Source organism: Pseudomonas lijiangensis, assembly GCF_018968705.1.
Taxonomy (GTDB): domain Bacteria; phylum Pseudomonadota; class Gammaproteobacteria; order Pseudomonadales; family Pseudomonadaceae; genus Aquipseudomonas; species Aquipseudomonas lijiangensis.
The window spans coordinates 5,384,341-5,397,118 of sequence record NZ_CP076668.1 but is presented as its reverse complement, the minus strand read 5'-3'; the positions used below and the strand labels follow the sequence as shown (position 1 = coordinate 5,397,118).

At 57.5% G+C, this 12,778-nt stretch carries 5 protein-coding genes; all 5 read left to right on the top strand.

Features of this window, described 5'->3' with window-relative positions:
• Positions 1 to 5 precede the first annotated feature (5 nt).
• The 5 genes from KQP88_RS23005 to KQP88_RS22985 all read left to right on the top strand — a co-directional run bounded on the left by KQP88_RS23005 (position 6) and on the right by KQP88_RS22985 (position 12,623).
• Positions 6 to 1,526, top strand: coding sequence for a TolC family protein (locus KQP88_RS23005; RefSeq protein ID WP_216704274.1), 1,521 nt, complete (start codon positions 6 to 8; stop codon positions 1,524 to 1,526).
• Positions 1,527 to 1,532: 6 nt separating this feature from the next.
• Complete coding sequence (locus KQP88_RS23000) at positions 1,533 to 2,321, top strand: aspartyl/asparaginyl beta-hydroxylase domain-containing protein (RefSeq protein ID WP_253950522.1); 789 nt, start codon at positions 1,533 to 1,535, stop codon at positions 2,319 to 2,321.
• A complete protein-coding gene (locus tag KQP88_RS22995; protein ID WP_216704273.1) occupies positions 2,309 to 3,262 on the top strand; it encodes a sulfotransferase family protein in 954 nt (317 codons plus the stop codon). Before KQP88_RS23000 ends, KQP88_RS22995 begins: the two co-directional genes overlap by 13 nt.
• A gap of 86 nt (positions 3,263 to 3,348) precedes the next feature.
• Positions 3,349 to 4,134 (top strand): hypothetical protein, encoded by a 786-nt coding sequence (locus tag KQP88_RS22990; protein ID WP_253950521.1) that lies wholly within the window; start codon positions 3,349 to 3,351, stop codon positions 4,132 to 4,134.
• Entirely contained in the window at positions 4,134 to 12,623 is an 8,490-nt protein-coding gene (locus KQP88_RS22985) for a calcium-binding protein (protein ID WP_253950520.1), read from the top strand. Before KQP88_RS22990 ends, KQP88_RS22985 begins: the two co-directional genes overlap by 1 nt.
• Positions 12,624 to 12,778: the final 155 nt, after the last annotated feature.

Sequence of the window (12,778 nt, the reverse complement as noted above, 5' to 3'; positions counted from 1 at the left end):
GAAGGATGAATAGAAGTCAGAAGTTATTCAGTGTCAGCCTGCTGGCGCTGGTCGTCAGTGGTTGTGCTGTCACCAGCAAGCCGATCGACCGTAGTGTCAGTGAGCAACGCGCACAAAGCGATCTGCAGGATATGTACAAGAATCAGGAGCCTTTGAACGGCCCCCTGACCCTGCACCAGGCCATGGCTCGTGCGGTCAAGTACAACCTTGAAGCCCGCCTGAAAATCATGGAAGAAGCCCTGGCCAAGCGTCAGCTGGACCTTGCCAGCTTCGACATGCTGCCACGCATGGCTCTTTCCGCAGGCTACGCCGGGCGCAGCAACGTCAGCGCCTCCAGCAGTGAAAGTGTCGAGACTGGCACCCAGTCCCTGGAACCCTCGACCTCCCAGGATCGCAGCCGTCGCGTCGCCGACCTCACCATGGTCTGGAACGTCCTCGACTTCGGCGTCAGCTACATCAGCGCCAAGCAGCAGGGCGACCAGCGCCTGATCGTTCAGGAGCGCCGCCGCAAGGTCGTCAACACCATCGTTCAGGACGTGCGCTCGGCCTACTGGCGTGCAGTGGCCGCCGAACGTTTGCTCAAGCAGATCGACAGCCTGATGGCCCGCGTCGAGCAGGCTCAGGGCAACAGCCAGAAAATGAGCGCGCAGCGCGTCGGCGATCCGGTTCAGGCACTGAGCTACCAGCGTTCGCTGATCCAGGCGACCCGTCAGCTTGAAGAACAGCGCAAGGCGTTGTCGCTGGCCAAGACCGAACTGGCAACCCTGATCAACCTGCCTCTTGGCAGTGAGCTGACCCTGGCGACTCCGGACGATTACTCGATCCCGGAACTGAAAGTCGACATGAGCGTGCTGGAACACGAAGCCCTGGCTACCCGTCCGGAACTGCGCGAGCAGGATTACCAGACCCGTATCAGCTCTGCCGAAACCCGCAAAGCCATGCTGCGCCTGCTGCCGGGCCTGGAATTCTCCGCCGGGGGCCATTACGACAGCAACTCCTTCCTGGTCAATGACAAATGGGCCGACATGGGCGTCAAGGTCACCTGGAACCTGTTCAACGTGATCTCCGCGCCTGCGGCTATCGACGTTGCCAAGGCCGGTGAAGAAGTCGCAGCTGCACGTCGTCAGGCCATGTCGATTGCCGTGCTGGCCCAGCTTTACGTGGCCAACGCCAACTATCGCGAAGCCATGCGTCAGTTCAAGACCAGCCAGCAATTGTCCGATATCGACGGCGAAATCGTCGGCCAACTGCGCAACCGCTACAAGGCCGCAGGCATTGGTGAGCTGGACCTGATCCAGGGCGAACTGAATACCCTGCAAGCCGACCTGCGCCGTGACCTGGCCTACGCCGATCTGCGCAATGCCTATGGTCAGATCTTTGCCAGTGCCGGGCTTGATCCTCTGCCGGAGCAATTGCCTTCGAGCGATGTTCAAGTGATCGCAGGGGCCTTGGCATCCCGTGAGAACCAATGGTCGGCGGGTAACATCGCCGAGCCTGTGAAGGCGGCTGAAGTACAGGCCAAGTAAGCATCCGTGCTTCCGGTCTTTTCCCGCTTGCCTGTAACAGCGGATCTGCCTCTGCTGTTACAGGCGCTTTCGCGTATTGCCGACACGGCCTGGGCTGCGCATTTCAATGCCGGTTACTACGAAGGGCAGTGGTCCGGTGTCGCGCTGATTTCCGCTGCCGATGCCCTGACCGAATTATCCTCGGGCGCAGGCGAAGCCATCCTCCGGGAACCATGGCGAACCGACGAACGTTGGGCCACAGCCCTGCGCGACCTGCCGCTGGATATTCGCAGCGCCCGCCTATTGCGTCTCGGGCCGGGCAGCCGGATCCACGAACACCGCGACTACGACCTCGATGGTCCGCAGGCTGATCGTCGTCTGCACATTCCCTTGCTCAGTTCACCGGACGTGGACTTCATGCTGGACCGCCAACGTATCCCGATGAATGCGGGCGAGTGCTGGTTTCTCGATCTGGCCAGGCCTCACAGCGTCGATAACTGGGGGCAACAAGAGCGGGTGCATCTGGTGCTCGACTGCCGACCCAATGCCTGGCTGGAACAGCAGATCGAAGCCGGTTTATCCACAACGCCACCCGCCGGTCTGGGCCGTGCTGCCGAAGCTTTTGTACAGTTCAGGGCCTTGCTGGAGAGCGATCCCCGGCTGTGCCGTATCCTGCAGGCCGAGCCTGACATCGAGCTTTTCATCGCTCGTACTCTGGAAATGGGGGCCGAACGTGGCCTGCACTTCGGTCGTGAAGACATACGCGCTGCGATGCGTCTGGGGCGCAATCGATGGAATCGACAATGGACAGCCTGAAAGACTGGCTGCCCATCCGCATCTGGCAGCAAGCCCATGAGTGGCGAGTGGACTGGTGCTGGTTTGGCGAGCGCAAACTCGATCAGCCGTTCTTTCGCGATGCGGTGGACGAAGCGCTGCGCCTGCCTTTCAATCAGGCGTTCCGTCGTGAAACACCCCTTGCCGTGTTGTGTGATTGGCAACTGCCTGCCGTTGAACCTACGGCCTTCGTTTATCACGCTTCCCGTTGCGGCTCGACCCTGATCGGCCAGATGCTGGCGCAACTCGACGAAGCGATAGTGATTTCCGAACCGCCACCGCTCGATGCACTGCTGCGCGGCACGCTTGATTCCGACTTGCGTAATGCGGCCCTGCGTGGCCTGCTCGCCGCCTATGGCCAGCTCCGACGCGGCACCGAGCAGAAACTGGTGATCAAACTGGATGCGTGGAACATCGGTGAATTGCCGCTGCTGCGCGAGTGCTTTCCTGATGTGCCGTGGATGTTTGTGTATCGCGAGCCTCTGGAAATTGCCGTTTCCCATATACGCCGTGCAGGCATGCACATGGTGCCCGGCATCATTGGCCCCAGCTCGCTTGATGGGGAAAGTCAGGGCAGTATCCGGGAAGACTACATCGCTCAGCGACTGGGCCGGATTCTCGACTTCGGTCTTGAATACTGCCGCGCTTTTGGCGGCCTGCCGGTGAACTACCGGGAACTCCCCGGCGCAATGGAAGGGCACCTGGCGGACTTCTTCGGGCTTGAGGCTGCGCAACGCAGCAAGGCGCTGCTGGCGACGGTCCAGCACGCCAAACAACCGGGCCAGGTATTTGTTGCCGACAGCCGGGATAAACACCGTGAGGCCAGCGACCTGCTCAGGGAACGGATAGAATGCTGGACCCGCACGTCCTACGAGGCGCTGGAAGTCTTGCGAGGTGAGCGCAGCCTCAACCGGCAGGCATAAGCTCGATAGCTCTACACATTTCCATTATTGGCCTGGGATCAGAGTTTCCCGGGCATCGCTGTGAATGCTCAACAGGAAGTCCAGGTATGGCAGTGCATAAAAGAACATTGTGGGGCGATTTGAAATTCATTGTGCTGGCCGTCATCTTTTTGCTGATAGCCGTACCCGGAAGTTTTGCTGTTTACCGGCTTTTCTGGACCGATGCGACGCTATGTCTGGCGGAAGGGAAAGTGCTCAGTGATGAAGAGCATCGGCAGCGTTTTCTTGAGAGTCTGGTCAGGTTTGAAGTCGAAAACAGTTATCTTTACAAAAGACATGATGGTAATGATTTTCTAAAGACAGGTGTTGTATACGATGCCAAGTATTATGACCCTGTTCGGATAATCAAGACCTCAAAAAACAATGACCGGTCTTTTGAAGATAATTTCGGGATAAAATTACTTGCGCCCTTCAGAGAAGAGCGCAGGATTGACTACCCCCGTGAGCCGTTCGTTCTGGTGAGCTATTACGACCAACGCGGTGGCTCCTCGACGTTTACTGATTCGCGAGATGTCTCGATTGTAAAAGACACGGCTTTATTACGTGATCAGGTTAGTTTTTACGACAGAGTCAGAGGATTCGGAAGCCGCTTTTATAAAGTGGGTTTTACTTTCGTCAATGTTGAGTGCTGCGGAAATGACAAATACAGTCAAACCGAGGAGCGCTATCAACAGATGAAAGAGCAGGCCTGGAATAATACGTTGAGTTCTATTTCCAGAGACTTTGCTACTCATACCCATGTGGCGGTTTCATCGGGGTGTGGAGAGGTGTTGACGGGTGATAATGGAATTGGAACGCGCAGCATAATATGGATCAATTCAGGGGGTGAATGATGAGTATGCCAACCAGCGAGCAAATTGTATCGAGATACCTTTTCAATCAGGACGCACCTCCTGGCAATCTCAAGGACGAAAAGCTGATCCGTCCTAAAGATGCAACGGGTGATGCCGTATATGTTGATATGAATGAATACATGACCACGGGCGCCGGGCGCTTCGTGGGCATTGAGGAGTTCAGGTTCGTACGCAGGTTTCTGGCCGGTAACGACTACGGTGATAAAAAGCTGCCTCCAGGTACTTACAGCACCTCCGAACTTCTGGACTTTTATGGGATTAAAGCTGCTGATCGGGTCATGTCGGTCAGTGGTTATACGCGAGGCGTCGATCAGAGTGACTATGCTGAGCGTGCTTATGTATTTGGTACCAGCGGATATCAAGTCAATGCCGATGCATTGTTTTACGTGGGGGAAGACGGTTCAAGAGCGATCTCCAATGTCAGCGTCGAACCGGTAGACGATAACTTCGATTATGAAGGTGGCGGACTTCTCGCCAAAGTGACAAATGCTTTAACGGTAGGAAATATCGATCCTTCCGGTATCGGTCGGACAGTGCCTATAAAATTTACCGGCACAGTGACGAACAGGCAAAATCTTACAAGTGCTGACTGGGCTTCGCTGGAAGCGTTGAGTCGTGAAAAGGAAAAGATCGAAACCGAAAATCAACTCCTGCTTCTTACCGGGTCGCCGGGGTTTGCCGCACAGTTTGCAGCCATTCTTGGAAGGCTGGTGACTAACGATATCATTACCTATGAAGACAGCGAGGGTCGGTATGTTGTCTATGACGGTAAAGATATCAATAACAGCGGTGTAATCGACCCTGACAATCTGAATAACGTCACCGAGCTCATCATGTATGACGGTGCAGCCGTTATAGCTGGCAACGGTAACGACACCCTTTATGGAACAAACTACTCAAACGACGAACTCTACGGTGGTGCCGGGAACGATAAGCTCGATGGCCGTAAAGGTGCTGACCGCATGCTCGGCGGATCAGGAGACGATACCTATACCGTGGATGACGAGGGTGACACCGTCGTCGAAAAGGCAGGTGAGGGCACGGATACCGTCAAGTCCAGTGTCGAGTTCAGCTTGGCTGATGAGTTTGAGAATCTGGAGTTGACAGGAACTGCCAGTGTCAATGGAACAGGCAATAACCTCGACAACCGGATTCTGGGCAACTCGGGAAGTAACGTTCTGAGAGGAGAGGGCGGCAACGATTACATTTCGGGCAACTCCGGCAACGATACGATTGAGGGGGGCGCCGGGAACGACACACTCATTGGTGGCTATGGCAGTGACGTGCTGGAAGGCGGGGATGGCAATGACATTCTTCAAGGCAGTGAAAGCGGCGACAGAGGCAGTTCCGACTCCGATACGCTGAACGGAGGCGCAGGCTTCGATATCTACAAAGCGCAGTCCAATGACGTCATCTTCGACTCTGATGGCAGCGGAGGCGTCTATCTCGAGAACCGCCGACTCACCGGCGGCAAGCGCAAAGAGGAAGATCCTGAAGACACCTATTACGGTGACGGCAATACTTATGTGCTCAAGAACGGCATCCTGACCATCAACGGCAGCCTGACCGTCAATGCTTTCAAGAACTATGACCTCGGCATTGCTCTGGAGCTGGAGGACGAAGAGGAGGAAGAGGAAGAAGCTCCCGAGACTGACGATGCCGAAAGTCGTACTTCCCCCATTGTTCTCGACCTTGACGGCGACGGCATTGAAACGCTTGCGGTCGGTGCCAGCTATTTCGATCTCGATAGCGACGGTCTGAGCGAAATGGCCGGCTGGGTCAGCCCCGACGACGGCCTGCTGGTGCATGATCGCAATGGTGACGGCCGTATCAGCAACGGTACCGAACTGTTCGGTAACCACAGTCTGCTGAACAATGGGCAGACTGCCCAGAATGGTTATCAAGCCCTGGCTGAATACGACAGCAATGGCGACGGCATGATCAATGCCCAGGACGCCTCCTATGCCAAGTTGCAGGTCTGGCGCGATCTCAACGGCAACGGCACCAGTGATGCCGGAGAGCTACAAAGCCTGACCGATGCTGGCGTGGTGTCGATCAGTACAGGCTACACCGACTCAAACCATGTCGACGCCTACGGTCATGAGCACCGCCAGGTCAGCACCATCATGCTGGCCAACGGCATGGCGTCGACCGCAGCGGACGTCTGGTTCAAGGTTGACGCCTCCAAGCGCGTCAACAGCGGGGACATCGCGCTCACTGACGATGTCTATTTCCTGGCCAACGCCAAGGGGTTTGGCAAGGTGCAGGATCTGCATCAGGCCATGGTGCTCGACCCTGAACTGAAGACGCTGCTCGCCCAGTATGTATCCGCTACCGACGCGGCCAGCCGCGACCAGTTACTGGACAACCTGATCTATCGTTGGGCCGGAGCGCAGGATGTCGATCCCTTCAGCCGTGATCCCAAAAAGGTCTACTCCCATGTGATGGACGCGCGTCAGCTTGTTACCCTGGAAAAGCTCGTGGGCCATGCCTACATGGGACTATGGTGCTGGGGGGAGCGCGACCCCAACCCGCACGGCCAGGCTGCTCCGGTCCTTGTGGCCGAATACCTTGAATTCAAACGTTTCACGGCGGCGCAGATTCTGGCCCAGACCGAATATGCCAGTGAACTGGACATTATCCGCACGGCCTTCGGCTCGGACGCCCACAGTATTTCGGTCGACTGGAATGCGTTAAAGGACAAGCTGAACGTATTGCTTGCCAACGGGCAGGATGATCGCATCCGTGGTGTCATCAGAGTACTGACTGATCTTGGGACCTATTCCCCTTCTTATCGGGCCCAGCGTGATGATGCCTTTGAAACCATTGCGGCATTCAATCCCGATTTGGCCACCTTCTTTGACTTCTCCAGCTTCATAGGCACAGCCGCTAACAATACGCTCTATGGCATGGGCTATGGGACTCTCTTCTACGGCCTTGGAGGGGATGATCGGCTGTATGGCAATGCGGGCGATGATAGCTATCACTTCGCGCGTGGGCATGGCAACGACGTCATTCTGGATCGGGGAGGCCTGGATCAGATCGTCTTTGCAGACGGCATTGCCCAGAGCGATCTGGTGTTTTCGCGCAACGTCACGACGGTCTGGATTCATGTCAGGAATGCCGACGGCAGTGATGCAGGTTCATTGCAGATCGATAACTTCTTCAACTTTGATGGTTCACTCGATTTCGGCGCCATCGAATTAATCCGCCTGGCTGATGGAAGCAGTCTGAACCAGCAGCAGATACTGGCGTTGTTGACCTCCAACTCCCTGACCCAAGGGGATGATCTGGTGTTCGGCACGGCGGCCAGCGACACCATCGACGCGCTGGCCGGCAATGACAACATCCATGGTCTGGGGGGTAACGATCAACTGTCCGGTGGGGCTGGCAATGATGTACTGATGGGGGACGACGGCGATGATGTGCTGAACGGTGGCACTGGCGACGATACCTTGATCGGAGGCCGCGGCAGTGACACCTACATATTCGAGGCAGGCCATGGCCATGATGTCATCGACAACGTTGCCGATGCGACCGAGGTCAAGCGTGACCGACTGATGTTTGGAGCCGGTATCGAGCCTGCATCGGTTATCGCCAGGCGGGCAGGTGATGACCTCCTGTTGTCCACCTCAGCCAATGACAGCATTCGTCTGAACGGCTATTTCGTCTCCGAAGCGGGCAATGGCACGGCAGTCGATGAAGTCGTCTTCCACGACGGCACGCTCTGGGGCATTGCCGACATCAAGCGCAAGGTTCTGGAGGCCAGCGCCGGTAACGACGAACTGCTGGGCTATGCCTCGAACGATGTACTGAATGGTCTGGGCGGTGACGACTTTATCGCCGGATACGGCGGCAACGACACCCTGTTCGGTGGTGACGGACAGGACTCTCTCGATGGCGGTGTCGGAAACGACAGTCTGTACGGCGAGGCTGGCAACGACAACCTGTACGGCGGTGAAGGTAACGACCTGCTCGATGGTGGCGACGGCAACGACTGGATGAATGGGGACGTCGGTGATGACACCCTGATCGGCGGGGCTGGAGACGACAGCCTCAATGGTGGTGCTGGTCGAGACACGCTTCAGGGCGGTGCTGGCAACGATTATCTGTACGGCGATGCCGGGGACGATTTCCTGGCAGGCGGTGAAGGTAATGATCGTCTTGACGGAGGCAGTGGCACCAACAGCTACCTGTTTGCCCGCGGTGGCGGTCAAGACCTGATTCTGGATGCCTACGAGAATGTGGTCACCATTTACCTGGCCGACTTGCCTCTGGAAACCCTGGTGTTCCGTCGCAAAGGCACAAGTCTGGATGTCTATTTCCCGGACAGCCCGCAGGATTTGCTGTCGCTCGCATACTTCTTCAACAACGAAACGCCCTCCGGTGGCATTCACCTGCATTACGGAGATGGGCTTGAGGCTGTCATCAGCCCGGAACAACTGCATCTGTTGACCCTGGAGGGCACCGAAGCTGCTGACCTGATCCAGGCCTATTCCGGTAACGATCTGATCGAGGCACGTGGTGGCGACGATGAGGTGTATGCCGGTGCCGGTAATGACAGCATCGATGGTGGTGAGGGCAACGATTATATCGACGCCGGTGATGGCGACGACACGTTGCAGGGGGGCAACGGTAATGACACCCTGCTGGGTGGTCTGGGCGACGATGTGCTCACTGGTGGCAGTGGCAATGACCGCATGGACGGTGGTGGCGGCAATGATCGGTATTTACTCCGTGCCGGCTGGGGCGATGACATCATTTTCAACAGCGTCGGTAGCGATAGCGTGCATTTCAGTGGCGTAGCGCCGACTGACCTGCTGCTACGCCGCGATGGCCTGGATTTGCTGGTCATTCATCAGGTTACTGGCGACCGGCTCCGTATCCAGGGCCAGTTCTCCTATCAGGCCGGGCAGCCCGGAGCGACAGCGGTCGGGCGGTTCGTCTTCGACAATGCCATGGTCTGGGATTTCGAGGCGCTCAGGCTCAAGGCCATTGAAGGCTCCGACAAGGATGACGCCATCCTGGGCCACGCTGACAATGATGTGATCGAGGCGGGCGCTGGCAATGACTATGTCGATGCCGCGGAAGGTGATGACGTAGTGGCCGGAGGTGACGGCAATGACACGCTCTATGCCGGTGGCGGGAACGACACTCTGCATGGAGACGACGGCGACGACCTGCTGATCGGCGGTGGAGGCTTTGACACACTGCATGGCGGCGCGGGCAACGACACACTTCGTGGCTACGGTCTGCTGGATGGCGGTACCGGAAATGACTTGATCGAAGGCAGTGGCGAACTGCTTGGCGGAGATGGAGAGGACATTCTGCGAGGCCAGGGCAATGACATATTGTCAGGCGGTGCGGGCAATGATGTTCTGGAGGCCTATAGCAATCCCTGGATTCGCAATACAAACACGCTTTCCGGCGGTACGGGAGATGACACGCTATACGGCTCCTTTGGTGACGACACCTATCTTTTCAATCTGGGTGATGGCCTGGATCTGTTGATCGAGCGTCGTGCCGAGCAGGCCTATAGCAATATTGCGCCGTCCTTTGACATCTTGCGTTTCGGTGAGGGGATAAGGGCTCAGGATCTGGCCTTCACCCGCACAGGCAACGATCTTGTCATCAGTCACAGCAACGGTACCGATGCCATTACGGTGCAGAACTGGTATCAGGAACCAAGCGATCACTTCAAGCTGGAAAGCTTCAAGTTTGCCGATGGCACCGTGCTCAGCGGTCTGGACGTCGAGGCGCGTGCCATTACCCTGGGTTCCAGCGGCAACGACACAATCATCGGCTACCGGAATCAGGATGACCGTATCTATGGTGGCGCTGGTGATGACCAGCTCTGGGGCCAGGCAGGCAATGACCTGCTGGTGGGCGGAGACGGCGCGGACTATCTGGACGGAAGTATCGGTAACGACCGCCTTGAGGGTGGAGCCGGTAACGACTCGTTGATGGGTGGGCAAGGCGCGGATGTGCTGGTGGGCGGTGCAGGCGATGATTATTACGCTATCGACGACGTCAACGACCAGATCATCGAACTCGCGAATGAGGGTGATGATTTCATTCGCACCACGGTCAGTTACACGCTCGGTGCCAATATCGAACGCATGGCCTCCGATGGTTCGGCGAATCTGGTCCTGACCGGCAACGAGCTGGCCAACGGCTTGTGGGGCAATGCTGGCGATAACGTGCTGGCTGGCCTGCTGGGCAACGACTATCTCTCCGGTGGCACAGGCAACGATGTCTATGTGTTCAACCTGGGCGATGGTCAGGACACCATCGACAACACCGACGCTATCAGCGCAGTCGACACGCTGCGTTTCGGTTTGGGGATCAGCGATAACGACGTCCTGGCTTTCCAGCAGGGCGAACATCTGTTCCTGAAGATCAAGGGCGCCAATGACCAGATCGCCCTGTCGGGTTACTACTCGGCCAATACCGTCAGCAACGGCGTCACTGTTGACAAGAAGATCGACCGGGTTGAGTTCGCCAACGGAGTTGTCTGGGATCAGGCCAGACTGCAGGAGGTCGCGAGCCGTGCTGCCAGCAACAAAGCCCCGGTAGTCAACGCCAGCGTCCCGTCCTTGACGGCCAGTCAGGGTGCGGCTTTCAGCTACACCATTGCTGAAAACACCATTACCGACCCGGATGCCTGGGACTCCATCACCTACAGCGTGAAAATGAGGGACGGCTCCGATGTGCCCGCCTGGCTTAAATTCGATGCCAAGACCCGGACGCTGTCCGGCACACCTTCGGCATCTGATGTGGGAAGCCTGCAATTCATCCTGTGGGGCACGGACAACTACGGCTATGCTGCCGGTACCTATGCCAACCTGACCGTTACCCTGCCCAACCAGGCTCCCAGAGTTGCCAACGCGCTGGCGGACCAGAGCGTGGCAGAAGGAGCGGTCTTGTCCTATACCGTGCCAAGCGGCGCGTTTACCGACCCCGACAGCGGCGATACGCTGACCTACTCCGCGACTCTGGCGGATGGCAGCGCATTGCCTTCCTGGCTGACATTCAATGCGTCTACCCGTCAGTTCAGCGGTACGGCACCGACCTCGGCCATCGGTAAGACGAGCGTCAAAGTCATTGCCAGGGACAAGGGCGGGCTGACGGCCTCGGATGTCATGGACATCGTTGTGACCGTGCAGAACCTGACGCTGAACGGTACATCGGGAGCCGATACCCTTACCGGTCGCTCGGGCAACGATACCCTGAGCGGCGTTGCCGGCAACGACACTCTGACCGGCAATGCGGGCAATGACCGACTCGATGGTGGCGCGGGTAACGACACGATGCGGGGCGGTACCGGCGACGACACCTATGTGGTGGATTCGGCTTCCGACGTGGTAATCGAAAACGCAGCAGAGGGGACCGACACCGTGGAGTCCAGTGTGACCCTGACCCTGGGCGCCAATGTCGAGAACCTGACCTTGACCGGTACCTCGGCTATCAACGGTACGGGAAATACGCTGGACAACATCCTCACCGGTAACAGTGCCATCAATACCCTTACGAGCGGAGCCGGTAATGACCGCCTGGACGGCAAGGCCGGTGCTGACCGACTCATCGGCGGTGCGGGTAACGACACTTACGTGGTGGACAACACCAGCGACACCATCACGGAAAATGCCAACGAGGGAACCGACACCGTCGAATCCAGTGTGACCTGGACGCTGGGCAACAACCTGGAAAACCTGACGCTGACAGGCACCTCCGCGCTCAACGGTACGGGCAATGCCCTGGACAACATCCTTACCGGCAACAGTGCGGTCAACACGCTGACAGGCGGAGCAGGCAACGACCGTCTGGATGGCAAGGCGGGGGCCGACAGGCTCATCGGTGGAACGGGTAACGACACCTATGGGGTGGACAATACCGGCGACATCATCACCGAGAATGCCAACGAGGGAATCGACACCGTCGAATCCAGCGTGACCTGGACCTTGGGTTCCAACCTGGAAAACCTGACACTGGTCGGCACGTCCGCGATCAACGGCACGGGCAATGCCCTTGCCAACGTCCTGAGTGGCAATGCTGCGGCCAACACCCTGACCGGTGGCGCGGGTAACGACACCTATATTCTGGGGCGTGGCTATGGCGTCGATACGGTGGTCGAGAATGATTCGACCAGCGGCAATATCGACGTTGCTTCGTTCATGGAAGGCATCGCTGCCGATCAGCTCTGGTTCCGCAAGGTGTCCGGTACCAACAACCTGGAAGTCAGCATCATCGGAACCTCCGATGCACTGGTAATCAAGGATTGGTACGCAGGTTCTGCCACTCATGTCGAACAGTTCAAGACCAGTAATGGCAAGACACTGCTCGACAGCAAGGTGCAGGGCCTGGTGGACGCGATGGCAGCATTCTCGCCGCCAGCGGCTGGTCAATTGACGTTGCCGGATACTTACAAGGAGCAGTTGTCATCGGTGATTGCGGCCAACTGGCAGTAAGCACTTCTGCTTCATAGCCCGCCCGCCATCAGGCTGGTTGGCTATGAAGCCTTGACGTTATACGGAAGGCGCAATGTCTTCCGGGAAGCTGAGCCGATTATTTTGCCTATTCGGCTCATCTGGTGAGCCGAATAGCGCTATTATTCGGCTCACAC